20 protein-coding genes are annotated in these 26,752 nt (G+C 66.4%); 11 read left to right on the forward strand and 9 right to left on the reverse strand.

Going from position 1 to position 26,752, the window contains the following annotated elements; all coding sequences use genetic code 11:
• Window position 1 precedes the first annotated feature (1 nt).
• Genes ACSR1C_RS15810 through ACSR1C_RS15820 form a run of 3 tightly spaced genes read right to left on the reverse strand, consistent with a single transcriptional unit; the run spans window position 2 to window position 3,284 of the window.
• Entirely contained in the window at window positions 2-814 is an 813-nt protein-coding gene (locus tag ACSR1C_RS15810) for a sulfotransferase domain-containing protein (protein ID WP_460260346.1), read from the reverse strand.
• Window positions 815-828: 14 nt separating this feature from the next.
• Window positions 829-1,845: a glycosyltransferase family 2 protein gene (locus tag ACSR1C_RS15815; protein ID WP_460260347.1), complete on the reverse strand. Its 1,017-nt coding sequence runs from the start codon at window positions 1,843-1,845 to the stop codon at window positions 829-831.
• Window positions 1,842-3,284 carry a glycosyltransferase family 2 protein gene (locus tag ACSR1C_RS15820; RefSeq protein WP_460260348.1) on the reverse strand — a complete coding sequence of 481 codons (1,443 nt, stop codon included), beginning with the start codon at window positions 3,282-3,284 and terminating at the stop codon, window positions 1,842-1,844. The genes ACSR1C_RS15815 and ACSR1C_RS15820 overlap by 4 nt, the downstream gene beginning before the upstream one ends.
• 362 nt (window positions 3,285-3,646) lie before the next feature.
• On the opposite strand from ACSR1C_RS15820, the gene ACSR1C_RS15825 reads away from it, so the two are divergent.
• The gene (locus ACSR1C_RS15825) at window positions 3,647-4,255 is read left to right on the forward strand and encodes a superoxide dismutase (RefSeq protein WP_460260349.1); all 609 of its coding nucleotides are present in this window, start codon (window positions 3,647-3,649) and stop codon (window positions 4,253-4,255) included.
• Between the two features lie 129 nt (window positions 4,256-4,384).
• Window positions 4,385-5,329 carry an EamA family transporter RarD gene (gene rarD / locus ACSR1C_RS15830; RefSeq protein WP_460260413.1) on the forward strand — a complete coding sequence of 315 codons (945 nt, stop codon included), beginning with the start codon at window positions 4,385-4,387 and terminating at the stop codon, window positions 5,327-5,329.
• Here rarD and ACSR1C_RS15835 read toward each other — a convergent pair.
• A complete protein-coding gene (locus tag ACSR1C_RS15835; protein ID WP_460260414.1) occupies window positions 5,266-5,814 on the reverse strand; it encodes an LOG family protein in 549 nt (182 codons plus the stop codon). The two genes, rarD and ACSR1C_RS15835, sit on opposite strands and share 64 nt — an antisense overlap.
• A 109-nt stretch (window positions 5,815-5,923) precedes the next feature.
• Between ACSR1C_RS15835 and ACSR1C_RS15840 the strand changes: the two genes are divergently transcribed.
• Both ACSR1C_RS15840 and ACSR1C_RS15845 read left to right on the forward strand, forming a co-directional pair.
• Window positions 5,924-7,213, forward strand: a complete 1,290-nt coding sequence (locus tag ACSR1C_RS15840) for a LysM peptidoglycan-binding domain-containing protein (RefSeq protein WP_460260350.1) — start codon at window positions 5,924-5,926, stop codon at window positions 7,211-7,213.
• Between the two features lie 91 nt (window positions 7,214-7,304).
• The gene (locus ACSR1C_RS15845) at window positions 7,305-9,137 is read left to right on the forward strand and encodes an ABCB family ABC transporter ATP-binding protein/permease (RefSeq protein ID WP_460260351.1); all 1,833 of its coding nucleotides are present in this window, start codon (window positions 7,305-7,307) and stop codon (window positions 9,135-9,137) included.
• A gap of 6 nt (window positions 9,138-9,143) precedes the next feature.
• On the opposite strand, the gene ACSR1C_RS15850 is transcribed toward ACSR1C_RS15845, so the two are convergent.
• Window positions 9,144-12,758 carry an efflux RND transporter permease subunit gene (locus tag ACSR1C_RS15850; RefSeq protein WP_460260352.1) on the reverse strand — a complete coding sequence of 1,205 codons (3,615 nt, stop codon included), beginning with the start codon at window positions 12,756-12,758 and terminating at the stop codon, window positions 9,144-9,146.
• The gene (locus ACSR1C_RS15855) at window positions 12,755-14,050 is read right to left on the reverse strand and encodes an efflux RND transporter periplasmic adaptor subunit (RefSeq protein ID WP_460260353.1); all 1,296 of its coding nucleotides are present in this window, start codon (window positions 14,048-14,050) and stop codon (window positions 12,755-12,757) included. The genes ACSR1C_RS15850 and ACSR1C_RS15855 overlap by 4 nt, the downstream gene beginning before the upstream one ends.
• A gap of 170 nt (window positions 14,051-14,220) precedes the next feature.
• On the opposite strand from ACSR1C_RS15855, the gene ACSR1C_RS15860 reads away from it, so the two are divergent.
• The 3 genes from ACSR1C_RS15860 (at window position 14,221) to der (ending at window position 17,793) form a co-directional block, all read left to right on the forward strand.
• Window positions 14,221-14,880 carry a hypothetical protein gene (locus ACSR1C_RS15860; RefSeq protein WP_460260354.1) on the forward strand — a complete coding sequence of 220 codons (660 nt, stop codon included), beginning with the start codon at window positions 14,221-14,223 and terminating at the stop codon, window positions 14,878-14,880.
• A gap of 80 nt (window positions 14,881-14,960) precedes the next feature.
• Window positions 14,961-16,286, forward strand: a complete 1,326-nt coding sequence (locus ACSR1C_RS15865) for a PQQ-like beta-propeller repeat protein (protein ID WP_460260355.1) — start codon at window positions 14,961-14,963, stop codon at window positions 16,284-16,286.
• A 49-nt stretch (window positions 16,287-16,335) separates the two neighbouring features.
• A complete protein-coding gene (gene der, locus ACSR1C_RS15870; protein WP_460260356.1) occupies window positions 16,336-17,793 on the forward strand; it encodes a ribosome biogenesis GTPase Der in 1,458 nt (485 codons plus the stop codon).
• 226 nt (window positions 17,794-18,019) lie between these two features.
• Here the strand turns inward: der and edd are convergent, their stop codons facing one another.
• Complete coding sequence (gene edd / locus ACSR1C_RS15875) at window positions 18,020-19,825, reverse strand: phosphogluconate dehydratase (protein ID WP_460260357.1); 1,806 nt, start codon at window positions 19,823-19,825, stop codon at window positions 18,020-18,022.
• Window positions 19,826-20,405: 580 nt separating this feature from the next.
• On the opposite strand from edd, the gene ACSR1C_RS15880 reads away from it, so the two are divergent.
• The 3 genes from ACSR1C_RS15880 to ACSR1C_RS15890 are packed head-to-tail and all read left to right on the forward strand — an operon-like array spanning window position 20,406 to window position 22,879.
• Window positions 20,406-21,092: a DUF6778 family protein gene (locus ACSR1C_RS15880; protein ID WP_460260358.1), complete on the forward strand. Its 687-nt coding sequence runs from the start codon at window positions 20,406-20,408 to the stop codon at window positions 21,090-21,092.
• A gap of 42 nt (window positions 21,093-21,134) precedes the next feature.
• Window positions 21,135-22,334 carry an RSP_2647 family RNA methyltransferase gene (locus tag ACSR1C_RS15885; protein ID WP_460260359.1) on the forward strand — a complete coding sequence of 400 codons (1,200 nt, stop codon included), beginning with the start codon at window positions 21,135-21,137 and terminating at the stop codon, window positions 22,332-22,334.
• Window positions 22,331-22,879, forward strand: coding sequence for an RSP_2648 family PIN domain-containing protein (locus tag ACSR1C_RS15890; protein ID WP_460260360.1), 549 nt, complete (start codon window positions 22,331-22,333; stop codon window positions 22,877-22,879). Before ACSR1C_RS15885 ends, ACSR1C_RS15890 begins: the two co-directional genes overlap by 4 nt.
• 94 nt (window positions 22,880-22,973) lie before the next feature.
• On the opposite strand, the gene ACSR1C_RS15895 is transcribed toward ACSR1C_RS15890, so the two are convergent.
• A complete protein-coding gene (locus tag ACSR1C_RS15895) occupies window positions 22,974-23,666 on the reverse strand; it encodes a M48 family metallopeptidase (RefSeq protein WP_460260361.1) in 693 nt (230 codons plus the stop codon).
• Between the two features lie 88 nt (window positions 23,667-23,754).
• On the opposite strand from ACSR1C_RS15895, the gene ACSR1C_RS15900 reads away from it, so the two are divergent.
• Window positions 23,755-25,566 carry an ABC-F family ATP-binding cassette domain-containing protein gene (locus ACSR1C_RS15900; RefSeq protein WP_460260362.1) on the forward strand — a complete coding sequence of 604 codons (1,812 nt, stop codon included), beginning with the start codon at window positions 23,755-23,757 and terminating at the stop codon, window positions 25,564-25,566.
• Between the two features lie 46 nt (window positions 25,567-25,612).
• On the opposite strand, the gene ACSR1C_RS15905 is transcribed toward ACSR1C_RS15900, so the two are convergent.
• Window positions 25,613-26,482: a TPM domain-containing protein gene (locus ACSR1C_RS15905; RefSeq protein WP_460260363.1), complete on the reverse strand. Its 870-nt coding sequence runs from the start codon at window positions 26,480-26,482 to the stop codon at window positions 25,613-25,615.
• Between the last annotated feature and the right edge of the window lie 270 nt (window positions 26,483-26,752).

Raw genomic sequence — 26,752 nt, forward strand, 5'->3', positions numbered from 1 at the left:
CTCAGGCCGCGGCCAGGTCCGCGGCGGGTTTGCAGCGGGTCACCCAGCTGTCGTCATCGGCATAGCCCAGCAGTTTCAGCGCGTCGCCATAGCGCTCGGCATAAACTTCGGCAATTTCGCGCGGCAGCTTGCGCATCCATTGCGCCGCCGCCCCCGAACTGACGTGACGCGCCACGATATCCTCGCGGTTTTCCGCTTTGGCCAGACCGCCGAACAGGCTGTTTTGCCAATAGATGTCCACCACGCGGTCGATATCCAGCCCGTCGATCGCGAACCCTGTCAGCGTTTGCCGGAACAGCGCGCAATCGGTGTCGGCGATCAGATCCTCATAGCGGATTTCGACCGCGTTGGGATTGTCATAGCGCCAGGCCAGCATTTCGCGCACCGTGTCGTCATGCTTGTGCGCCATTTCGAACAGCAGCCGGGCGTGATCGTCGGGCAGGGCGTTCAGATGATCCTGATAGTTCAGCCCGCCCCAGTCGTCGCGCTTTTCGCGCAGGAATTTTTCATTCCCCAGGCCCGCGACGCGGTGATAACGCATCCCCGACAGCAGCACGTCGCGCGGATCGCGGATCAGATGAATGAACCGCGCATCGGGCCGCGCCAGCAACTCGGCCGGAAAGGTCGAATGCCAGTTGAACAGGATCGCAGGGCCGGTTTCGGGCAGGTCGGCCAGACGCTTGGCGCGATAGACCTGCATCCGCGGGATGTTCAATTCGTCCGACACCTGCCGGAACACCTTGCGCATCCAGATCGTGCCGGTCTTGTGATGGGTGCCGATGCACAGGAATCGTGCCTTATCGGGCTGTGTCATTGGCCCTGCCTCTGTCATGCGGACTTTTTTTTTGCCTCTGGTTCGTCGTCGGGCGCGTCGAACACGCCGGTCTTGACGAAGTCGCGCCAGGCCTTGTCCTCGAGCTGATAGTCGATGGTGCGCCGGGCCACATCCAGCGTCGCATGATAGAGCGCGGCCAGAGTGTCGTCGCGCAGCAGTTCGGCGATACCGTCGGCGATGCCATCCGTGCGGATCGTGCTGTCGGGGCAGGTGTTCAGGTCCAGATTGCCCCAATAGCCGGTATCGATGCGATCCTTGTTCTTGGAATTGGCGGTGCCGCGCAGCCGTTTGAGCAAGAATTCCTCGCGCGATTTGACGGCATAGTGGTTCACCTGCGCCAGATCGTGGCCGGCCTGTTCGGCACTGCTGCGCCAGCCCTTGCGGTGCAGCGCATTGCCCAGATCCCGGCCCGAGCCGTTGACCCATTTTGCCAGATCCGGCGTGATTTCGCGGTCTTTGAAGAATTTCGGCCGGTGCACACCGAAATAATCGAATACGCGGGGCCGGAACAGGGTCTTGAAGCCACGGACCAGCCCGTTTTCGGGGGCCTCGAAATCCGAGCCATGGGTAAAGCGCCGGGTCACCGGCGCAGTGTCCATCCGGGCCTGTCCGGACGAGCCGAAGATCCGCCAGTTGACCGACACCGCATCGGCATCGCCGCAGCCCGCGATCAGATCGTCCAGTTTGCCGCCGCCGGCATGGATGTTCAGAAACTCGTCGGCGTCCAGGATCATCACCCAGTCGGCGGCGCGGACCAGTTCCATCTTGCCTGCGCGGCTATAGGCGGCGCGCTGCGGATCCATGCGCGGCCCCAGCGGGTTGTCGAAATGGTGGATCACGCCCATTTCGTCCAGCCGGTTCAGCATCAGGTTGCTGCCATCGGTGCAATCGTTGGAAAACAGCACGAAATCATCGAACCCGATCGACCGGTGATAGGCGATCCATTCCAGGATATAGGGCCCCTCGTTCTTCATCGTCGAGACGAGGACTTTGTGGCCGGACCGGCTCATCGGGACTTTCCCACAATTGTCTCCTCCGGAGCGGCCTCCTGTGTATCAAGCTGCACCGTTTCGCCGCGTTTGCGGGCGGCGCGTTTGATTTCGGTGTTCAGGGCGCGCTGTTCGCGGCGCGACAGGGCGGGCGGCGCATCCGGGTCGGTCGCGGGGCGCAGGCCGGTGACCAGGCGCAGCGGCTGTTTCGGCGCGGGCGGGTCGCCGGGGGCGTCGTCGGGGGCGTCGTCGGGTGGGGGCGCCGCATCGTCCGCGTCGTCGACCCCGGCGGCCTGGCGCAGGGCGGCGCGGGTTTCGCCTTTGCGCGCGGTCTGGCTGCGCGCGATCATCAGCGCGATGTCCTTGTCGGGCACGCCCGCCTTGCGCATTTCCTCGACCCGGTCCTGCCATTCGCGCGGCAGATGCTGGGTGAACAGGATCTCGTCCAGCTTATCGATCGGGGTTTGCGACGCCTCTTTCAGCGAGGTCAGCCATTCGTCATATTCGCCGGTGGCGCGCAGCCGGGCGACCTGGGCCGCGTGGAAATCATGCGCCTTGTCCTGCAGCGCGCGCAGCTTTGGGTCGGCCAGCATCTCGGCCATGATCCGTTTGACCGCCTCGGCGTGGCGGGCGGCATGGGGCGCGTCGATTTCGTTGCGGTCGAAGATTGCGAAATAGGCGGCGTTGTATTTGTCGGCCTTCTTGTTGACGTTACCGCGCATCCGGCGCAGCAGATAGGCCTCGTAGCTTTTGACCGCGTAATGGTTCATCTCGACCAGATCGTAGCCCAGCGTCGGCTTGGTCGAACGCCAGCCCGACAGGTTGAAATCGGTCGGCATCGCCACGCCCGAGCCGTTGACCCATTTCTGTTCCATCAGTTTTTGCAGCTTCTCGGGCTGCTGCTTGGCCTTGCGGATATGCGGGCGGTGGATGCCCAGTTTGAGATCCCCATAGGGGCGGAACAGGGTCTTCACGCCCCAGCCCTTCTTGAAATCGTCCGGCGCAGCGCGGGTGTAATGCTCGGTCACCAGACCGGGGTTCCAGTCGGTGATTTCGCTGGAGCCGAAAAAGCGCCATGTGATCGCCACCGCGTCGGTATCCGCGGGCAGGGCGGCGGCCAGATCGTCGATCTTTCCGTCGCCGACCTTGATCGACAGGAACTCGTCTGCATCCATCGTCAGGATCCAGTCGCTGTCGAGCACGGCGTCGTTCTTGCTGGCCAGTTGCAGCGCGTGGGGCTGGGGTTTCTTGTCGTCTGGGACGACATTCTCGAAATGACGGCAATAGCCCATCTCTTCGAGCCGGATCAGCATCTCGTCGGTGCCGTCGGTGCAGTTGTTGGTATAGACGCAGATATTGTCGAAGCCCAGATGGCGGTGATAGGCCAGCCATTCGACCAGACTGTGGCCTTCGTCCTTCATCATCGAAAGGATGGTATAGCGGTGTGTCTTGTCACTCATCACGATCTTGCCTGTCTGGGGGCGCGGCTGCGACCGCATCCGCTGCGGCCGTGATCTGCCTGTCCCGTCTGTTCTGTGCCGGTCACGGCCCCGCTGGGTTCGCAAAGCTCTTTTCGACGCCAAACCCGGCGATATCCCGCCCGCGGTCCGGTTCCCCGGCTTTTAGAACATGATTACAACGATTTCGCTGCGGTTGCGCCAAGGATACAGCGCTTGGCGCCGATGTCGAGGGTTTGGCGCGGGCATCCGTTAATTTCCGCGCCGCTGTGGCGCTTCGGGCGGCTTCGGGGGCTTGACCTTTGCGCGTGGCACACTCCATTTAGGGGGCGAAGCATTTACTCCAACCAAGAGGGGCCGAACAGATGGCTTTCGAACTTCCCGACCTTCCCTATGCCCACGATGCGCTTGCCGATCTGGGCATGTCGAAAGAAACCCTGGAATACCATCACGACCTGCACCACAAGGCCTATGTCGATAACGGCAACAAGCTGGTGGCGGGCACCGAATGGGACGGCAAGTCGCTTGAAGAGATCGTCAAGGGCACCTATCAGGCCGGCGCCGTGGCGCAGAACGGCATTTTCAACAATGCCTCGCAGCACTGGAACCACATGCAGTTCTGGGAAATGATGGGCCCCGGCGAAGGCGCGATGCCCGGCGAGCTCGAGGCGCGTCTGAAGGATGCGTTCGGTTCGGTCGATGCGTTCAAGGAACAGTTCGCCGCCGCGGGCGCGGGCCAGTTCGGGTCCGGCTGGTGCTGGCTGGTGGCCGATACCGACGGCACGCTGAAAGTGACCAAGACCGAGAACGGCGTGAACCCGCTGTGCTTTGGTCAGACCGCGCTGCTGGGTTGCGATGTGTGGGAGCATTCCTATTACATCGATTTCCGCAACAAGCGCCCGGCCTATCTGACCAACTTCCTGGACAAGCTGGTGAACTGGGAAAACGTGGCCGAGCGTCTGGCCGCCGCCTGATCCGCCCGTCAGGTCTGATCCGATTGCGGCCGCCCCTTCGGGGGCGGCCATTTTCGTTACCTCGGCGCCTGCGGCGCCTCGGGGTGCCTCCGGCGGGAGTATTTGCGCCAAGAAGAAGGGATGCGGGAAATGGGTGAGGCGCGCAAGGGGGTGCTGACGATGGTGGCGGCCTGCTGCATCTGGGGGCTGTCGTCGCTGTATTACAAGCAGTTGGCCCATGTGCCGCCGCTGGAGGTGCTGAGCCACCGCACCTTGTGGTCGCTGGTGTTTTTCGGGATCGTGCTGCTGTTGCAGCGGCGGCTGGGCGCGGTCGTACGCCTGTTCGGTCAGCCGCGGGTTCTGGTCGCCGTGTTGCTGGCGGCGGTGCTGATTTCGACCAACTGGTTCTTTTTCATCTTTTCGGTGCAGGTGGGCCGCGCGGTCGAGGCCAGTCTGGGGTATTACATCTTTCCGCTGGTCGCGGTGATGCTGGGATATGTGGTCCTGGGCGAGCGTTTGAGCCGGGCGCAATGGCTGGCGGTGGCGTTGGCGGCGGCGGGCGTCGGGGTGCTGACCCTGGGGCTGGGCGTGGCGCCATGGATATCGCTGGCACTGGCGGCCAGCTTTGGTCTGTACGGGTTGATCAAGAAGGGGGTGCCGGTGGGGCCGGTGGTGTCGGTCACCACCGAGGTGCTGCTGCTGGCGCCTTTGGCGCTGATCTGGTTGTGGGGTGTTCACACCCAGGGCTGGGGCGGGCTGGTCGGGCGCAATCTGGGCGCGTTCGGGCAGGGCTGGCATGACACGGTGATGCTGATGCTGTCGGGGCCGCTGACCGCCGGGCCGCTGATCCTGTTTTCCTATGCGTCGAAACGGGTCAGCCTGGCGACGGTGGGGGTGGTGCAGTATGTCAACCCGACCCTGCAATTCCTGGTGGCGACCCTGGTGTTTCGCGAGGCGTTCACCGGCTGGCACGCCATTGCCTTTGCGTTTATCTGGGCGGCGCTGGGGCTGTATTCGGCGGAAAGCCTGCGTCAGGACAGGGCAGCGCGCAGGGCCTTGTCTAGTGCCGGGACCGAGGGCACGACGGTGATATAGGCCTTCATGTCGGGTTCGGCGAAGCCTTCGGCGATGTAGTGGTCGATCAGCGCGGTCAGCGGATCCCAGTAGCCTTCGGTATTGAGTAGCAGGATCGGCTTATCGTGCAGGCCCAGCTGGCGCCAGGTCAGCACCTCGAAGAATTCATCCAGCGATCCGGCGCCGCCGGGCAGCACCACGATCGCGTCCGAATTCATGAACATCACCTTTTTGCGTTCGTGCATGTTTTCGGTGACGACAAAGGTTGAAAGATCGCGTTTTCCCACCTCGCGGTCGAACAGGTGCACCGGGATCACCCCGAAGGTCTGGCCGCCTTCGGCCTGTGCGCTGCGCGCCACGCGCCCCATCAGCCCGACATCGCCCGCGCCATAGACCAGCCGCCAGCCGGCCTGTGCGATCGCCCGGCCGGTGGCGTCGGCGGCGGCGGCATAGGCGGCGCGCCCGCCATCGCGTGAGCCGCAAAAGACACAGATCGAGTGTTGCATAGATGGCACGGGACCTCACGGACAGGGGTTCTGGACCCGTGATAACGGGGTTGCTATGGTCCCGCAAGCGCGGCTCGGGGGGATCGGGCGCGCAAGGGGATACGGGTATATGGCACTCTGGGCGAAACTCGGGTCGAAGGGGCCGGCCGTGCTGGCCGGTGCGGCGCTGGTCGCAGCCGGCGCGGGGCTGTGGTTTTTTACGCAATCGGCATGGCGGGTGCCCCCGCCCGAGGCCGCGCCTGTTGCGGCGGCGATGGCCCCCGAGGCGGTGCCGGAACCGGGCGCGTCCGCAGCCGCAGCGCCCGAGGCGGTGCCGGTGGTCGCCGAACGCGTGCCTGCCCCCCCGACCTTCGATGTGGTGCGGGTGGAGCCGCTGGGCGGTGCGCTGGTTGCGGGCTCTGCCGCGCCCGAGGCGCAGGTGGTGGTGCTGATCGATGGTGCGCAAGTGGCGCAGGCGCGGGCCGACAATGGCGGCAAGTTCGCGGCGCTGTTCGATGTCGCGCCCAGCCCGCAACCGCGGGTCGTGTCGCTGGAGATGGAGCTGGCGGACGGCGCGCGCATCGCGTCCGAGGTGACGGTCATCCTGGCCCCGGTGGCCGGGCCGGACGAGGTGGCGGCGGGCGATCCCATGCCGGTGACGGAACTGCCGGCAGCTATGGCGGACGTGGCCGCAGCACCTGGCGAGGTCGGGCCGCTGGCAGGGGCGGAGGCCACGCCGATCGCAGAAACGGAGATGCCCGAGGCCGTTGTGCCGGCCCCCGCGGCGCGCGTCCCGCCAGAGAATTCCGTGGCGGAAACGGAGGCCCCCGAGGCCGTCACAGGCGCCCCGGCGGCCCCGCGCGCGCCCGCCGTCTTGCTGGCTGATGATGCAGGTGTGCGCGTGTTGCAGCCCGCCAGCGGCGGCGTGGTACCCGAACTGGACCAGGCGCTGGTGATCGACGCGATTTCCTATGCCGCGGGCGGGGTGGTGAATTTCGCCGGGCGCGGCGCGGCGGGCGGGGTGGTGCGGCTCTATCTGGACAATGATCCTATCGCCGATGCCGAAATCGCGGCCTCGGGCCGGTGGCAGGCCGCGGCCGGCGGGATCGCCGAAGGGATCCACACGCTGCGGGCCGATCAACTGGACGGCGCGGGCAAGGTGATCGCGCGCTATGAAACCCCGTTCAAGCGCGAAGCAGCCGCCGTTCTGGCCGATGCGACCCCCGCGATAGCGACCGAAGGCGGCACCGGGGTGGGTGTGGTGACGGTGCAGCCGGGCTTTACCCTGTGGGGGATCGCGCGCGAAAACTATGGCGAGGGGGTCCTTTATGTGAAGGTCTATGAGGCCAACCGCGATCTGATCCGCGATCCCGATCTGATCTATCCCGGCCAGGTCTTCACGGTGCCCGCGCCCGAATGATCCGGCCTGTGATCCGCGCTATGGCCCACTCTCTGGCCTTTCGTCGCATGGCGCACTAGGGTCCGCGGCGAGAGCAGTCAAGGTAGCCGTCATGTCACCCAGACCCACCACCGCCGATATTTCCAAACTCGAACGCGGTCGCGCACTGCGCACGATTGCCCGCGTCGGCCCGTATCTGTGGCCCGACGGGCAGGGCTGGGTGAAGCGCCGGGTGGTTCTGTCGCTGGTCTTGCTGGTCGCGGCCAAGCTGATCTCGGTCGGGACGCCGTTTTTGTACAAGGCGGCGGTGGATGCGCTGGCCGGCGAGGGGCAGTCGGCGGCCTGGATGCTGGGCGCGGGGGCGGTCGGGCTGACCGTGGCCTATGGCATGGCGCGGCTGATGAATGTGGGCTTTCAGCAGTTGCGCGATGCGGTTTTCGCACGGGTGGCGCAGGGCGCGCTGCGCAGTCTGGCGCTGGAAACCTTCACCCATATCCACCGGCTGTCGATGCGCTATCACATCACCCGCAAGACCGGTGGCCTGAGCCGGATCATCGAGCGTGGCGTGAAGGGGGTGGAATTCCTGCTGCGCTTTCTGCTGTTCAGCGTGGGGCCGCTGGTGCTGGAGCTGCTGCTGGTCGCGATCATCTTTTACGTGGTGTTCGATGTGCGCTATCTGGCGATCGTTCTGGTCACCATCGCGCTTTATGTGCAGTTCACCTTCAAGATCACCGAATGGCGGGTGAAGATCCGCCGCCAGATGAACGATCAGGACACTGACGCCAACCAGAAGGCGATCGACAGCCTGTTGAATTTCGAGACCGTCAAGTATTTCGGCGCCGAGGCGCGCGAGGCCGGGCGCTATGACGCGGCGATGGCGGGCTATGAAGAGGCCGCGATCAAGACATCGCTGTCGCTGGCGTTTCTGAATTTCGGCCAGTCGCTGCTGATCACGGCCGGTTTGGTCGGGGTGATGGTCCTGGCGGCGATGGGGGTGCAGCAGGGCAATCTGACGGTGGGCGATTTCGTTATGGTCAACGCCTACATGATCCAGATCACCATGCCGCTGAACTTTCTGGGCACGGTCTATCGCGAAATCCGGCAAAGCCTGGTCGATATGGGCGAGATGTTCGATCTGCTGGGCCAGCCGCCCGAGGTCACCGACAAGCCCGGCGCACCGGCACTGAAGGTCGCCGGCGGCAAGGTCGAGCTGCGCGATGTGCAGTTCGGATATGACGCCGCGCGGCCGATCCTGAAGGGCATCAGCCTGACGGTTCCGGCGGGTGGTTCGGTGGCGCTGGTCGGGCCGTCGGGGTCGGGCAAGTCCACCATCGGGCGGCTGCTGTTCCGGTTCTATGACGTGAATGGCGGCGCACTGCTGATCGACGGGCAGGATCTGCGCGATGTGACCCAGGACAGCCTGCATGCCGCGATCGGGGTGGTGCCGCAGGACACGGTGCTGTTCAACGACACGATCTATTACAACATCGCCTATGGCCGCCCCGAAGCCAGCCGCGCCGAGATCGAAGAGGCCGCGCGCGCCGCCAAGATCCACGATTTCGTGGCCGGGTTGCCAGATGGCTATCAGACCATGGTGGGCGAGCGCGGGCTGAAACTGTCGGGCGGCGAAAAGCAGCGTGTGGGCATCGCCCGGACCCTGCTGAAGAACCCGCCGATCCTGCTGCTGGACGAGGCGACCTCGGCGCTGGACAGCGAGACCGAGCGCGATATCCAGGGCGAGTTGAAGGCGATGGGCAAGGGCCGCACCGTGCTGTCGATCGCGCACCGGCTGTCCACCATCGTCGATTCCGACGAGATTGTGGTGCTGGAACAGGGCAAGATCGTCGAGCGTGGCCGCCACGAGGCGCTGCTGGCGCGCGGCGGGCGCTATGCCGCGATGTGGCAGCGCCAGCAAGCCGAGGAGGAGGGCGAGGCCGCCGCCTGATCCGGGTTACTCGGCGGCGCGCAGCGGGTTGTCGCCTTCGGTGTCGGGGGTGTCGCTGTCACCTGCGCCCTGCGGTATCTGTTGCGGTTCGTCGATCTGGTCGGGATCGGCGGGGACCGGATCGGCGATATCCTCTTCCCACAGGATTTCGGGGGCGCGGGTGCTGCGCGTGGCGCGGTGCAGCGCGATATCACGCGCGGCCCGGCTGCCCTGGCCCAGCGACAGCGCCGTCAGCCGCCGCACCGAGCCATAGGCGCCAGACCAGAACCACACCCGCAACGCCAGCATCGAGGGGGTGAAAATCAGCGTCAGCACCGTGGCGATCCCCAGTCCGAACACCACAGCCGTGGCCAGTTGCGTCCACCACAGCGCGGTGGGGCTGTTGACCGAATAGCCACCATTGACGAAGTCGAACGACAGGCCGAACATCATCGAGGCAAGCCCGGCCATGGTCGTGACCGTGGTCAACAGCACCGGGCGGATCCGTTCCTCGACCGTGCGGATGATCGCCTCAATGCGCGGCATATATCGCGAGAATTCCTGATAGGTGTCGATCAGCATGATATTGTTGTTCACCACGATCCCGGCCAGCGCCACCACGCCGGTCCCCGTCATGATGATTGAAAACGGCTGGCCCATCACCATCATGCCGATCAGCACGCCGGCGGTGGACAGCACCACCGCGATCAGCACCAATACCGCGTTGTAAAGGCTGTTGAACTGCGCCAGCAGGATGATGAACATCAGCGCCAGCGTTCCGGCGAACGCCTTCATCAGAAAGGCGCCGGATTCGGCCTGATCCTCCTGATCGCCGGTCCACTCCCAGCCGATACCCGCCGGCAGCGGGTCGGATTCCAGCCACTCGGTCAGGCGCGCGATCCGCTCATTGGGGTTGATCGGCTCGCCCTTGTCATTGCTCAGCCCGGCGGCCACGGCGGCCTTGACGTCGAAATAGCGCGCGCCATCGACGCGGGTGATGCGGCCCAGCTTGGCGACCGGCTGGCGGGTGACGAAATTCGACAGCGGCACCAGCCCGTCGCCGGTGCGCAGCTTGAGGCTGTCGAGGGTCGACAACACGCGGTCCTTTTCGGGCAGGCGCACACGGATGTCGATCTCTTCGTCCGAGGAGGGCACCCGCATCGTATCGAGCAGCAGCCCGCGGGTGACAAGCTGCACCATCCCGCCCACGGTGGCGACATCGGCGCCGTAGCGCCCGGCCTGTTCCACATCCACATCGACCTGCCAGTCGATGCCGGGCAGGGGTAGCGTGTCTTCCACATCGGTCAGGCCGGGGGTTGCCTCGAACCGCTCATGCGTCAGCGTGGTGGCGGCGATCAGATCGTCCCAGTCGTCGCCGGTCAGGCGCAGATGCACCGGCTTGGCCGAGGCCGGGCCGCGGTCCTGGGCCAGAATCTCGGCCTTGAGGCCGGGAATGTCGGTCAGCGCGGCCTCGATCCGCGCCAGAGCCAGATCGCCGTCCATCTGCGGATCATGTTTGCGATCTTCCCAAAGCTGCAACTCGATCTGCACCTGGCCGATCGTGTCCAGCGGCGGTTGCGCGCCGCCTGTGTTCTGGTTCAGCCCGCCATTTCCGGCGAAGGCAAAGACGCTGTCCACCGCGGGCTCGGCCAGCACGATCTGCTCGACCTGGCGCACCATCTGGTCTTTTTGCTCCAACGACAGGTTGCCGCGGGCGCGGACATAGACCAGGGCCTGTTCGGGTTCTGAGTCCACGAAGAACTCGACGCCGTTGTTGTTCTGGCCGTAAGCCGCGAAGATCGCGACGACCAGCGCACCGACGGCACCGACCGCGACCAGCGGCATGACCGGGTTTCCGGTGATCAGCGCCAGCAGCCGGCCAAACACGCTGCGGCGATAGCCGGCGCGGATCCGTTCGCGCCGCCAGCGGAGTTTCGCGGCCGTGATCGCGACCGAACTGCCCGCCGCCCCAAGCAGGAACAATACCGCGCCCGGCACGGTGCGAAAGGCGGGGGGCAGGCGCGTGGTGTCGATCAGGTAATCGGGGTTCAGCGTCTGCATTGCGCCTATGAACACCAGCGCCAGCATCACCGGCACAAGGGCCGCGCGGGCCAGCCAGGGCAGCGGGCGCAACTGCCCGGCGGCCTGTTCCAGCAGCCGCGAAAACCGGCCCGACACACCGCCGACCACCGGCAGATAGATCAGCGCCACCACCAGGCTGGCCGACAGCACGAAGATCATCGTGACCGGCAGAACCCCCATGAATTCGCCCACCACGCCGGGCCAGAACAGCATCGGCAGAAAGGCGCACAGCGTCGTCGCGGTCGAACTGACGATCGGCCAGAACATCCGCTTGGCGGCCTCGGTGAAGGCGGTCATCGGGCCGGCGCCCTCGTCGATGCGGCGGTCGGCATATTCGACCACCACGATGGCGCCGTCCACCAGCATCCCCACCGCCAGGATCAGACCGAACATCACCATGTTCGAGATCGCCACATCCATCAGCCCCAGCAGCACGAAGCACAGCAGGAACGAGGTCGGGATCGCGAACCCCACCAGCAGCGCCGAACGGGTGCCCAGAAAGGCCAGCACCACGATCATCACCATCGCCACCGCCGTCAGGACCGAGCCCTGCAACTGTTCGACCATGGATTTCACCGTGCGCGACTGGTCGAGCGACGTGCCCACAGTGACCGCCTGGCGCAGATCCTCGGGCCAGTCGGCGCGGGCCGCCGCAACTTCGGCGCGGACCAGGTCGGCAGTGTCGATGATGTTGAAGCCCTTGCGCTTGACCACCTGCAACGCCACCGTGGTGTTGCCGTTGAACCGGGCGGTGCCCTCGCGGTCCTGAAAGGTCAGGCGGATATCGGCCAGATCGCCCAGCGTCACCACCCGGTCGCCATGGGTCTTGACCGGCAGATCGTACACATCCTGCGGCCCGTCGAAGGACGATGGGATCTTGACCGCGAAGGCCCCCGATGCGGTTGTCATCTCGCCCGCGGCGATCAACTGGTTGTTGCTGACCACCACATTGATCAGTTCGGCGGCGGTGACGTTATAGGCCTCCAGCCGCAGCGGATCGATCACCACCTCCAGCATCTCGTCGCGCTGGCCGGCCAGCCCGGCCTCCAGCACCGGATCCAGCCCTTCGAGCCGGTCCTGCAATTGTTTGGCGACGCGCAGCAGGGTGCGCTCGGGCACCGCGCCCGACAGGTTCACGATGATGATCGGAAATTCGGAAAAGTTGATCTCGGTAACGGTGTATTTCTCGGCTCCCGCCGGAAAGCTGGCCTCGGCGGTATTCATCGCGTCGCGGATATCGGCAATGACCTTGCTTTTGTCCCAGCCGAAATCGAATTCCAGCGCGATGCCGGCGTAATTTTCCTGGGCGGTGGCGCTCATGGTCTTCAGCCCGTCCAGGTCGGACAGCTCGGTTTCCATCGGCTTGATCAGCAGCTTTTCGGCATCGGCGGCGGAAATGCCGGGGAACGGGACCGAGACGAAGATCGCCGGGATCTCGATATCCGGCTCGCCCTCCTTGGGCAGGCCGGTATAGGCGCTGATCCCGGCGACCAATGACAGCACGATGAAGGCCACCACCATGCGCGAATGATGCGCGGCCCAGTCGACGATGCCGGTCATTGCGTCACCCCGTCGAAGACCGGGCGCACCGGCACGCCGTCGATGACGAATTCCTGGCCGATCACGATCACGTCGGCGTTATCGGGCAGGCCGGTCACCCAGATGCCGCCGACCGTGTCGCGCAGCACCGCGACCGGAACGAACAGCGCGGTATTGCCTGCCGCGACCAGCCGCACGCCAAGCTGGCCCGAATCGTCCAGCGTCAGCGCCGACAGCGGCAGCAGATGCGCCTGTATATCGCCCGAGGACAGCGCCATCTCGACGGTCTGGCCATCGCGGATCGTCAGATCGGGATTGGCGATCTCGACCTCGACGCGGAAGGTGCGGGTGGCCGGATCGGCCGAGCGGCCCAGGAAACTGACCCGGCCCGCGACTTCGGCGCCGGTGGCCAGCCGTGCGGCGGCGTCGGTGCCGGGGGCGATCTTGTCGACCTCGGTTTCGGGCAGAAAGCCCACCAGTTTGATCGGATCGAGTTGCAGCACCTCGGCACAGAGCGAGCCGGGCTGCAACAGCGTGCCCAGCTCGGCGCTGTCGGTTTCCAGCACGCCCGCGAAGGGAGCGGCGATGGTCAGCCGCTCGATTTCCTTCTGCGCGGCGGCGACGGCGGCCTGGGCCGCGCTGATCCCCGCGCGCGCACCGTCCTGCGCGGCGCGGGCCGATTCGACCCCGGCGCGCGCTGACGACACTGCCGCCGCCGTGGCCGCGGCGCGGGATTGCGAGGCAAAGCCCTGTTCTTGCAGCCGCGCGGCGGCGTTGTCGTTGATTTCGGCCTCGGCCAAAACCGCGCGGGCCTCGGTCAGGCGGGCCTCGGCCTCGGGCAGGCTGGCGCGGGCCTGCAGCAGCCGGGCCTCGGCCTCGGCCAGGCTGGCGGCGCGGGTGCCGGGGTCGATCTGGCACAGGGGCTGGCCTTCGGTGACGAAGGCACCCTTGCGCAGCGGGGCCGAAATCACCCGCCCGCTGGTCTCGGCGCGGATCTCGACCTGGCGCGCGGCCTCGGTCCGGCCGCGCACGGTCACGACATCGTCAACCGGGCGCGCCGCGGAATGGAGTGCCACGACCGATACCGGCCGCAGGGCCGGGTCTTCGGGCGCGGGCTGATCGGCTGCGGCCGGGGGCTGTGTCGCCCGGGGGGGCGCCGGACGGCCGGCGAAGGACAGGACGCGGTCACGCTCCATTACCATCAGATACAGGGCGACGGTTACCAGAAGAGCGGTCAGAACAGATATAATTCGCATGTAGTCCTCGACATGATCCCCGGTACCGGCCTCCTCCGGCACCGGATCGTTCGTCAAACCGCCGTGCGGGCCTGTCCCCCTCCCGCCGGTTTCATGCGCTGAACGATCCGGTTAAGGCTAAGCTGATCGGCCCCGTCGCGCAAGCATCGCGGCGGCAGGGCTTGGCAAGCTTGGCGGCTGTGGGGTAAGACGGCCCCGGCAGGCCCCGGTTGGGTGGAGTGAGGCGCATGAGCAATCCCGAGAGTTTCATCGACGAGGTGACCGACGAGGTCCGCCGCGACAGGCTGTTCGCGCTGTTCCGCCGCTATGGCTGGATCGCGGTTCTGGCGGTGATCGTGATCGTCGGCGGCGCATCCTATCTGGAATGGCGCAAGGCGCAGGATCAGGCCGCGGCGCGGCAGTTGGGCGATACGATCCTGGGGGCGCTGGACGCGGGCGACGATCCGGCGGCCCGGGTGCGGGCGTTGGATGGCATCGCCGCCGAAGGCGAGGCGCACGCGCTGGTCGCGCTGCTGGCGGCGGGCGAAGAGGTGGGCGCCGGCGAACGCCCCGCCGCCGAGACCCGGCTGCAGACCCTGGCCGAGGATATGACGCTGCCGGTGGCCTATCGCCAGCTTGCGGTGCTGAAACTGGTGATGCTGCAGGGCGCCGACGCGCCGCTGGCGACCCGCCGCGCCGCGCTGGAACCACTGTCGGCACCGGGACAGCCCTATCGCCCGCTGGCGCTGGAGCAACTGGCGCTGCTGGCGGCCGAGGCGGGCGACACCGACACCGCGATCGCCCATCTGCGCGACGCGATTGCCGCCAGCGATGCGACGCCGGGCTTGCGTCAGCGCGCCAGTCAGTTGATTGTGGCGCTGGGTGGCATGCCGGAGGATGCGTCCTGAAGCCGGGGCGCGCCAGACGGACGAAACACGGGATGAGGCGTGGCTGTAGACCGCGTCGAACACTGAGGGGGCACGGGGCTGTGAAATTCACGCAGGGCGTCGCGATTGTTGGGATACTTGGCCTGCTGGCGGCTTGTGGCCCGCGTGAGGTGATCCTTGAAGGCGAGCGTATCGACGTGCGCGACTCGCTGTCCGGGGCGGACCCGGCGGCTGCGCCTGCGGCCGATGTCGCCCGCGCGGTTCCGATCCGCCTGCCGGCGCCGCAGACCCAGGCCGACTGGCCGCAAAAGGCAAGCAACCCGCAGCACCTGCCGACCCATGCCGCGCTTGGCGCAGCACCGGTCGAAATCTGGAACGTGAACATTGGCGCCGGCGAGACCTCCAAATACCGGATCAGCGCCGATCCGGTGGTGGCCGATGGCCGCATCTTCACGCTGGATGCGCGCAGTCAGGTGATGGCGCATTCCACCGCGGGCGCGCCGCTGTGGTCCGCCGATCTGACCCCGGCCTCGGAACCCAACAAGGACGCCACCGGCGGCGGGCTGGCCTATGGCGGCGGGCGGCTGTTCGCGACCAGCGGTTTCGGTCTTCTGGTGGCGCTGGACCCGGCCACCGGCCGGCAGATCTGGACCCAAAAGACCGATGCGGTGATCACCAGCGCGCCGACCTATCGCGACGGGCTGGTCTATGTGGTGTCGCGCGACAACAGCGCCTGGGCGATCCGGGCCGAGGACGGGCGCGTGCAGTGGCAGTTGCCCGGCACGCCGTCACCCTCTGGCATGATCGGTGGCGCGGCGCCTGCGGTCACCGACCGGCTGGCAATCTTTCCGTTCGGCTCGTCCGAGCTGGTGGCGACCCTGCGCAAAAGCGGTGTGCGGGTCTGGGGCGCTGCGGTGTCGGGCCAGCGGCGCGGCCGGGTCTATTCCACCATCACCGACATCACCGGCGATCCGGTGGTCGACGGCGACGTGATCTATGTGGCCAGTCAGTCGGGCCGCACCGTGGCGATCAAGGCGGCGGGGGGCGAGCGGCTGTGGACCGCCGAGGAAGGATCCTACAGCCCGGTTCTGCCGGTCGGCGGTTCGGTCTTCCTGCTGTCGGACGAGGCCAGGCTGGTGCGGCTGGATGCGGCCACCGGCGATCTGATCTGGGCCGTCGATCTGCCCTATTTCGTCAAGAAAAAGCCGAAGAAATTCAAATCCGTTCACGCCCATTACGGGCCGGTTCTGGCTGGCGGGCGGCTTGTGGTGGCCTCGGATGACGGGCTGATCCGGTTTTTCGCGCCCGAGGATGGCAAGCTGCTCGGCACGACCGAGCTGCGCGGCGGCGCGACAAGCGATCCGGTGATCGCGAACGGCACGCTGTACCTGGTGACGTCGAACGGCCAACTCCACGCTTTCCGCTGACGCGGGAATGGTGTAGGCGGGCGGTTCGGCAATCGCTTCGGAGCTGGAGATGAGCTTTACCCTCGCTATTGTGGGCCGCCCCAACGTGGGCAAGTCCACGCTGTTCAACCGCCTTGTGGGCAAGCGCCTGGCGCTGGTCGACGACCAGCCCGGCGTGACCCGTGACCTGCGCGAGGGTGAGGCGCGGCTGGGCGATCTGCGCTTTACGGTGATCGATACCGCCGGGCTGGAAGAGGCCACCGACGAAAGCCTTCAGGGGCGGATGCGCAAGCTGACCGAACGCGCGGTGGAAATGGCTGATATCTGCCTGTTCATGATCGACGCGCGCGCCGGCGTGCTGCCCGCCGACGAGGTCTTTGCCGAAATTCTGCGCAAGAAGTCCGCGCATGTGATCCTGGCCGCCAACAAGGGCGAAGGCAGCGCCGCCGATGCCGGTGTGCTTGAGGCCTATGCGCTGGGACTGGGCGAGCCGATCCGCCTGTCCGCCGAACATGGCGAGGGGATGAACGAGCTTTACAGTATCCTGGCGCCGCTGGCCGATGCCTATGCCGAACGAGCCGCCGCCGATGTGCCCGACGTTGACGTGGATGTCGACGAAGACGGCGAAGGCGGCGCGCGCGTCCTGAGTGCCGCGCGCCCATTGCAGATCGCTGTGGTCGGCAGGCCGAATGCCGGGAAATCCACACTTATCAATGCCTTGCTGGGTGAAGATAAACTTTTGACCGGGCCCGAGGCCGGGATTACCCGCGATGCAATCTCGACCCAGTTCGACTGGGACGGCACTCCGGTGCGGATCTGGGACACCGCGGGCATGCGCAAGAAGGCCAAGGTGCAGGAAAAGCTGGAAAAGCTATCCGTGTCCGACGGGCTGCGCGCCGTCAAATTCGCCGAGGTCGTGGTGGTTTTGCTGGACGTGGAAATTCCGTTCGAGCAGCAGGACCTGCGCATCGCCGATCTGGCCGAGCGCGAGGGTCGCGCGGTGGTGATCGCGGTCAACAAATGGGATCTGGAAGACGCGAAGCAGGACAAGCTCAAGGAGCTGAAAGAGGAATTCGCCCGCCTGTTGCCGCAGCTCAAGGGCGCGCCGTTGGTCACCGTTTCGGCCAAGACGGGCCGCGGGCTCGACCGGCTGCATGGCGCGATCCTGAAGGCGCATGAGGTCTGGAACCGGCGCATCACCACGGCGCAGCTGAACCGCTGGCTGGGCGGGATGCTCGAGGTGCATCCGCCCCCCGCGCCGGGCGGAAAGCGAATCAAGATGCGCTACATGACCCAGGTGAAGACCCGCCCGCCGGGCTTTGTGGTGATGTGTTCGCATCCCGAAAAACTGCCCGAAAGCTATCGGCGCTACCTGATCAACGGGCTGCGGACGGATTTCGATATGCCCGGCACACCGATCCGGCTGACGCTGCGGTCGCAGGCCGACAAGAACCCCTATAAGGGCAAGACGAAATCGACGCCCTCGCGGCTGCGCAAGCATTTGGGCAAGAAGCCGCATTCAGAGTAAGCTGGCAGTCCGGGCGGCCTGACCAGGCAGAGCGCCTGCGGCGCAAGCCATTGGTTTGCGGCCCTGCGGGCCGGTATGCCTCCGGCGGGGATATTTCGCCCAAAGCAAAACCGGGATGTCATTTTCCCAATTGCTTTGGTGCAAATATCCCGGGGTTTGGGGCAGCGCCCCAATCGAATGCATGTCGTGCGCCGAAGGCGCGCAATGTGACGGCAATCTGCCCCCGTTACACCACCACCGCCGCTCCTTCGGTTGCCAGGCCCACATTCCGGCGGAAGTTTTCGAACAGTTCGCGGCCCAGCCCCTGGCCGTTGGCCGACAGATCCGCCACCACCGGCATACGGTCGTCAAACCCGTCTTCCAGCACCTGCAACGTGCCCGCCACCGCGTCCAGCCGCACCAGATCGCCGTCGCGCAGTTTGGACAGCGGTCCGCCCATGGCCGCTTCGGGGCAGACATGGATTGCGGCGGGCACCTTGCCGCTGGCGCCCGACATGCGCCCGTCTGTCACCAGCGCGACCCTGAGGCCGCGATCCTGCAGGACTGCCAGTGTCGGTGTCAGCGAGTGCAGTTCGGGCATCCCGTTGGCGCGCGGCCCCTGAAAGCGCACCACGACCACGGTGTCGCTGATGAATTCACCGGCGCGGAAGGCCAGCTTGACCGCTTCTTGGTCCTGAAAGATGCGGGCCGGGGCCTCGATCACATGGCGTTCGGGCGCCACGGCCGAGGTCTTGATCACGCCGCGGCCCAGATTTCCGGTCAGGCTTTTGAGCCCGCCGGTGGGCTGGAACGCGTCGCGCGCGGGGCGCAGGATCTTGTCGTTCAGGCTTTTGCCTGCGCCCGGTTGCCATGCGACCCGGCCCGCGACCAGTTTGGGTTCGCGGGTATAGTCGGCCAGCCCGTCGCCGGTCACGGTGGTGGTGTCGGGATGCAGCAGCCCGGCCTCCAGCAGCTCGCCGATCATGTAGCCCAGCCCGCCCGCGGCGTGGAAATGGTTCACATCGGCCAGTCCGTTGGGATAGACCCGCGCCATCAGCGGTGTGGCTGCCGCCAGAGCCGCGAAATCGTCGATATCCAGCACGATCCCGGCGGCGCGTGCCATGGCGGGCAGGTGCAGCACCAGATTGGTCGATCCGCCGGTGGCCATCAGTCCGACAATGCCGTTCACGAAGGCCTTTTCGTCCAGAACCTGGGATGCGGGGCGGAAATCATTGCCAAGCGCGGTGATGGAAATCGCCCGTTCCGCGCCGGCCACGGTCAGCGCGTCGCGCAGCGGGGTGTTCGGGTTCACGAAGCTGGCGCCGGGCAGGTGCAGCCCCATGAATTCCATCAGCATCTGGTTGCTGTTGGCGGTGCCATAAAAGGTGCAGGTGCCCGGCCCGTGATAGCTGGCCATCTCAGCCGCCATCAGCGCGTCGCGGTCCACTTCGCCCGTGGCGAATTGCTGGCGCACCTTGGCTTTTTCATCATTGGGCAAGCCCGAGGTCATGGGCCCGGCGGGCAGGAACACCGCCGGGATATGGCCGAATGCCGCCGCCGCCATCACCAGCCCCGGCACGATCTTGTCGCACACGCCCAGAAACACGGCCGCGTCGAAGGTGTTGTGCGACAGCGCCACGCCGGCGGCCAGCGCGATCACGTCGCGTGAAAACAGCGACAGTTCCATCCCGGTCTGGCCCTGGGTCACCCCGTCGCACATCGCCGGAACCCCGCCCGCCACCTGTGCGGTGCCGCCCGCCGCGCGCACCGCATCCTTGATCAGTGCGGGGAAACGCTCGAACGGCTGATGCGCCGACAGCATGTCGTTATAGGCGGTGACGATGCCCAGATTGGGCGCGCGGTCTTCGGCAAGTGCGGCCTTGTCGGGGCCCATCGCGGCATAGGCGTGGGCCTGATTGCCGCAGGTCAGATGGGCGCGGGCCGGTCCGGCCTCGACCGCGCGGGTCATGCGGTCCAGATAGGCGCTGCGCGTCGGGCGCGAGCGGGCGATGATGCGGTCGGTGACCTGGGCGACGGTGCTGTTGAGGGCCATGGGTGTTCCTTCCTAAGCTCGGTGCCTTTGGGAAAGCTATAGGCGTTAGCGCTAACCAATCCAACCCGCTGCATGATCCCGGCGTGCGGATCGGCACGGAGTGACCGAATTTGCCCCCAAATGGCGCAGGACCGGGCAGCCAGCGGATTGTCTGGCCGTGTGGAAAATGAGTTTCGAGACGCGGGCCATTTGCCCTGTCTTGTTCTATGTCGGCCCTTTGGCGCCGCGACGCAAGAGTCGCGATTACAGATCCGGTGTGCGGATTTCGCCGCCTCACATCGTCAAAGCGGCGCGTCGCGGATCGTGCCACCGGGCGCGACGGACACAAAGCAGGCCCGGTTCCGGTCGCCTTTTGGGCGTCGGTTCGCCTGGCGCATATGATGTGTCTAACCTTTGAAAACAGGTGATTAAATTTGGTTTCCATGGTGGAAACGCAATGTTTCCGCGTCACAGGATAGCCCCGGAAACGCATAAAGTTTTCCTCAGTTTCGCCCGATTCGCGGTGCAATTTCCGTACCAGAGCAAAAGGGGCCGCAAGCGCCTCGTATCGTGGGCTGAATGAGGCCCGAAGGAGTGAGACATGAAACCGATCCGCCTTACCCTGGCACTGACCGCCGCCCTTGGCCTGTCGGCCTGCGCGTCGGTTGACACCGCCAGCCGGAACACGCCCTATCTGGCCCCCGCGTCGCAACCGCATCAGTTCGACGTCGCAGGTGGGTCCGGCACCGCGTCCACCGTCGAACAGGCCGCGCCCTATGATGTGGCGCGCGTCGATGTCCGCGTTCCCGAGACGCTGAAAGTGTCCGAAGCCAACACCTATTTCCCTCGCGCCGATATCGTCTGGCGCGAGGATCCGCTGGGCGACCGCCACGCGCAGGTCCGCGCCATCGTGCAGGCCGCGGCGGAAACCGCGCTGGCGCCGCTCGATACCGGCCGACCGGTGATCGTGGACATTCAGATCACCCGGTTTCATGCGTTGACCGAAAAGACCCGCTATACGATCGGCGGCACCCATGACATTCATTTCTTCCTGACGGTGTTCGACGCCAGGACCGGCACGATGCTGGCGCAGCCGCGCATGGTCGAGACCCAGTTCGAGGCCTATGGCGGTGCCCGCGCGCTGGAGGCCATGAGCCGGGGCGAAACCCAGAAGGTGCGCATCACCAACCACCTGATTCAGCTGATCCGCACGGAAATGGGCCCACACCTCGCACCGGCCGCGCCGCAGCCGCTGAACCTGTCGGCGCTCAGCTCGCGCGGGATCTGAAGACCCCTTTCCGAGCCGGCAAGAAGCGATTAGGAGGAGGGGATGATACCCTCCTCCTTTCCCGTTGTGCGGCTTCGCCCCAAGGCCAACGCCCGCGCCATACGCCACGGTTTTCCGTGGGTTTACGCCAATGAGCTGGTCACCGACCGGCGCACCAAGGCACTATCGCCGGGCAGTCTTGCGCTGCTTGAGGATGACTTGCATCAGCCGATGGGCGTGGTTGCGGTCAACCCGCTGTCCAAGATCATCTGCCGGGTGCTGGACCGCGATCCGGCGGCGGTGATCGATCAGGCGTGGCTTGCTGCCCGCCTGACCTGCGCGCAGCAGATGCGCGAGCGTCTGTTCGATGCGCCGTTCTATCGTCTGATCCATGCCGAGGCCGACGGGCTGCCCGGCGTGGTGATCGACCGGTTCGGCGATGTGGCGGTGATTCAGCCCAACGCCGCCTGGGCCGAGGCGCTGATCGGCCCGCTGGCCGCCGCACTGGCCGAGGTCACCGGCGTGAGCACGATCGTCAAGAACGGCACCGGGCGCGCGCGGGCGCTGGAAGGGCTGGACGAGGAAACCGTGGTACTGCGCGGCGGATTGGATGCGCCGGTGCCGGTGCCGATGAACGGCGCCACCTATATGGCCGATATCCTTGGCGGGCAGAAGACGGGGCTGTATTTCGATCAGCGCCCGAACCACGCGTTCGCCGCCGGGCTGGCGCGCGGCGCGCGGGTGCTGGATGTGTTTTCCCATGTGGGCGGGTTTTCGCTGGCCGCGCTGGCCGGGGGGGCGGCACAGGCGCTGGCGGTCGATGGTTCGGCCCCGGCGCTGGCGCTGGCCGAACAGGGCGCGGTCGCGATGGGGGCGGACGACCGGTTCGCCACCCGCCGGGGCGATGCGTTCGACGTGATGACGGCACTGGCCGAAGAGGGCGCGCAGTTCGACATGGTGGTCTGCGATCCGCCGGCTTTCGCGCCCTCGAAGCCGGCGCTGGAGGCGGGCTTGCGCGCCTATGAGCGGGTCGCGCGGCTGGCCGCGCCGCTGGTGGCGCCGGGCGGTTATCTGGCGCTGTGCTCGTGCTCGCACGCTGCCGATCTGGCGCGGTTCCGCGCCGTGTCGGCACGCGGCATCGGGCGGGCCGGGCGGTCGGCGCAGTTGATCCATACGGGCTTTGCCGGGGCGGATCATCCGCTGCTGCCGCAACTGGCCGAATCGGGCTATCTGAAGGCGCTGTTCTTCCGCCTTATGCCATGAAAAAGGTGCTGCTGGACGCCTGTGTGCTGTACCCGACCGTGCTGCGCGAGATCTTGCTGGGCGTGGCCGGGCAGGGGCTGTTCACGCCGCTGTGGTCCGAGCGGATACTGGAGGAATGGGCCCGTGCCGCGCGCAAGATCGGCCCGACCGGCGAGGCCCAGGCCCGCGCCGAGATCGCGCTGTTGCGGGCAAACTGGCCAGATGGGGTGGTTGCGCCGCATGAAGGGCTGGAGGCGCGGCTGTGGCTGCCCGATCCGGCCGATGTGCATGTGCTGGCCGCCGCGATCGCCGGGTCGGCGGATAGTCTGCTGACCTTCAACGCGGTCGATTTCCCGCGCCACACGATGGCCGAGGAAGGGGTGGTGCGGCTGGGGCCGGATGAGTTCCTGCTGGATCTGTGGCACAGCGACCGCGACCCGGTGGAGCGGGCGGTTGAGAGGGTCCGGGCCGAGGCCGCGCGCCTGTCGGGCGAGGAGGTGGCGCTGCGCCCGCTGCTGAAACGTGCGCGCCTGCCGCGGCTGGGCAAGGCGCTGAGCATGGCATAGATTCTTCGGATTGCGGCCCGTTCCGGGCCATTTTCATGATTTGCGCCCATGCGGGCGCGGCCTTCGGCGAGAGTATTTTCGCCAAGAAGAAGGATCAGTCGGCGGGGGCGGCGGCCCAGCGGCGTTCCATCGCTTCGATCGCGGCGATGCGGTCGGCGGTTTTGGGGTGGCTCATCAGCCAGGCCGGGGCGGGGGTGTGACGCGCTGTCAGGCGGGCGAGCTTTTCGAACAGCGATTTCTGCGGCCCGGTACCGATGCCCGCCTTGACCAGAAGGGCGCTGGCATAGGCGTCGGCCTCGTATTCATCCTGGCGCGACAGCCGCGCGGCCAGAACCGAGGTCAGCGCGTTGGCGATATAAATCCCAAAGCCGGGGATCAGCCGCGACAGCACCATGCCCAGCGCCGCGCGCATCGCGTTCTGGCCGGAAAAGTCGATCATCCGGCGGCGCGAATGGCCCAGCGCCACATGGCCCAGCTCATGCGCGATGACGCTGGACAGCTCTTCGGCACTGACGCTGCCCGCGCGGTATTTGTCGTAAAAGCCGCGGGTCAGGAAGATCCGCCCGTCGGGGGCGGCCAGCCCGTTGACCGGGGCGATTTCATAGAGATGCACCCGGATTCGTGGCAGATCGAGCGCGCGCGCCATCCGGTCGGTCAATGCTTTCAGCCGCGCGTCGGCCAGTTCGGTCGAGCGCGCGTTCAGTTCGCGCGTGGTGCGCCAGACCGAGAACCGGTACATCGCCAGCGCATAGAGGACCGCCAGAAGGATCGGGGTGAGTTTCAGCATGGGTCAGATATGGGGCAGGGAGCGCGGCGGTGCAATCGCCGTTTCGTGCCCCGTTGACGCCGACCTGCGGGCGATATAGCTGGCGGATATGGCGCGCATTCCTCTTCTTCAGCTATCCGACATTTCGCTGACCTTCGGCGGTGATCCGATATTCTCCGGTCTTGATCTGGTGGTGCAGCCCGGTGACCGGGTGGCGCTGGTGGGGCGCAACGGGTCGGGCAAATCCACGCTGATGAAGGTGATGGCCGGGCTGGTCGAGCCCGATGCCGGGCTGCGGGTCGTGCCGCCGGGCACGTCGGTCGGATATATGGAGCAGGACCCGGATCTGTCGGGCTTTGAGACATTGGGCGATTTCGCGGCCTCGATGCTGGATCCGGCCGAGGCCTACCGGGTCGAGATGGTGGCCGAGGGGCTGAAATTCGACCCTGCCACCCCGGTCGCGACCGCCAGCGGCGGCGAGCGGCGCCGCGCCGCCCTGGCCAAGCTGCTGGCCGAGGCGCCCGAGCTGATGCTGCTGGACGAGCCCACCAACCATCTGGACATCGAGGCGATCGGCTGGCTGGAAGACCAGTTGAAAAACACCCGCGCGGCCTATGTGCTGATCAGCCACGACCGGGCTTTTCTGCGCGCGCTGACCAAGGCCACGCTATGGATTGATCGCGGCCAGGTGCGCCGGCAGGAAAAGGGGTTCGATGCGTTCGAAGCCTGGCGCGACAAGACCTGGGACGAGGAGGACGAGGCCCGCCACAAGTTGAACCGCAAGATCAAGGCCGAGGCCCGCTGGGCGGTCGAGGGCATCAGCGCCCGGCGCAAGCGCAATCAGGGCCGCGTGCGTGCGTTGCAGGGGCTGCGCGAGGAACGCGCCAACATGATCCGCCGTCAGGGCACCGCCGAGATGGCGCTGGAGGCGGGGCAGAAATCCGGCAAGCGGGTGATCGACGCGCGCGGGATTTCCAAGACGTTCGGCGACCGGGTGATCCTGCGCGAGTTTTCGTTGCGGGTGATCCGTGGCGACCGCCTGGCCTTTGTCGGGCCGAACGGCGCGGGCAAGACCACGCTGCTGAAGATGTTGACCGGCGAACTGGCGCCCGATACCGGCGAGGTGGTGCTGGGCACCAATCTGCAGATGGCGGTGTTCGATCAGAATCGTGCCCGGCTTGATCCCGATATGACGCTTTGGGACAGCCTGACCGGCGATCCCGAGATGCGGGTGTCGGGCAAGGCCGATCAGGTTCTGGTGCGGGGTCAGCCGCGCCATGTGGTGGGGTATCTGAAGGATTTCCTGTTCGACGAACGTCAGGCGCGGGCGCCGGTGCGTTCTTTGTCGGGCGGCGAAAAGGCGCGGCTTTTGCTGGCCAAGATCATGGCGCGGGAAAGCAACCTGCTGGTACTCGACGAGCCGACCAACGATCTGGATGTGGAAACGCTCGATCTGTTGCAGGATCTGCTGGGTGACTATGACGGCACCGTTCTGCTGGTCAGCCACGACCGGGATTTTCTGGATCGGGTGGCCAGCACCACCATCGCGATGGAGGGGGACGGCGCGGCCACGGTCTATGCCGGGGGCTGGTCGGATTATCAGGCGCAGCGCGGCAGCAGAGAGGTTGCAAGCGATGCGGCCAAATCCGCCGCCCCGGCCAAATCGAAACAGCCGGCTGCGAAGAAAGGCCCCGAGGGGCTGTCGTTTACCGAAAAACACCGGCTGGAGACATTGCCCGGCGTGATCGAACGGCTGGAGGCGGAGATCGCCAAGCTGGAAGAGCTGATGTCGGACCCCGAGTTGTTCACTAAAGAGCCGGTGAAGTTTCAGAAAGCGACCGACGCGCTGATCGCCCGGCACGAGACGTTGGCAGAGGCCGAGGCGGAGTGGATGGCGCTGGAGGAAAAAGCCGCGGGCTAGACCCGGCCCTTGGGGGCACGCGGTTTTGCCGGGGCATCGCGGCGCGCTACCAGCGGCCCGACGCGCCGCCGCCCGACGAGCGTCCGCCGCCAAACGATCCGCCCGACCCCGAGGAAGCCCGCCGCGCGATAGGATAGGGCGCGTGGTCCTCGTACCCGCACTGCGGGCAGCGGGTGGTGCGGGTGCCCGAACCGGGGGTGGCCGGGGTCGCGGCACGGGTCACCTGGCGGCTGCGGCGCAGCCCCCGGCGCCCGCAGGACGGGCAGGTGCGCAGCCGCTGACCCAGATCCCCGATCCGCCGCCGGAACGCGATGGCGGCAAAGGTGGCCAGCATCCCCAGCGGTATCAGCACGTTCAGCGCGCCGTTGATCCGGTCGTGCAGCGACGGGGCCGGGGCGGGCTGGCCGTTGGCAAAGGGATAGGCGATCTGGCGCAGGGCGGCGTCGGTTCCGACCTCGATCCCGCGCGCATAGCGGTCGTCGCGGAAATTGGGCACGAAGTAATCCTCGATCACCTCACGCGCGACGCGGTCGTAGCCCGGGCCATAGCCCGCGCCCAGCTCGATCCGCATTTCGCGGTCACGCCGGGCGACCAGGATCAGCAGCCCGTCATTGCGCGTGGCATCGCCGATGCCCCAGTGGTTGAACAGCCCGGTTGCGAAGCTTTCGATCGAGGGCGCGGGATCGTAATTTGCGCGGGTTTCGATGGTCAGGAGCGTGGCCTCGATCCCAGTGTCGCGGCGCAGCTCCTGCAGCATCCGGGTGACCCGAGCCTCGTCCTCGGGGGGCAGCAGATCGGCGTAATCGTTCACCAAAAGCGTCTGGTGGGCGGGGTAGGGGTCAGCCCGCAAGGGGCCCGCCAGTAAAAGTGCCAGAAGAAGGGCCAGGCAGACGGGTCGGGTGGCGGCGGTCCGCATGGCGGGGCTCCGTTTCGGGACATCCGCATCAGGTAAATCCTGCGCGCCGCACCTGTCCAGCCGTTTCGGGCACCGTGCCGTTTGCTGCGCTGCGGCTTCACGTCTGCGCGAGGTCGCGGAAACGTGTGGAACCGGCAGGTTTCCGCCATGTTCCGCAGGGGAATTTTCCCCCGAATGGCAAGGATTTGCCGGCTTTCACATCACGCCTGCGCGAGGCCCTTGTTTCTGCCTTCTGTCGCTCTTTCTTACTGCACAGAGCCGGGCGCCGAA

Source organism: Actibacterium sp. D185-2 (genome assembly GCF_054954595.1).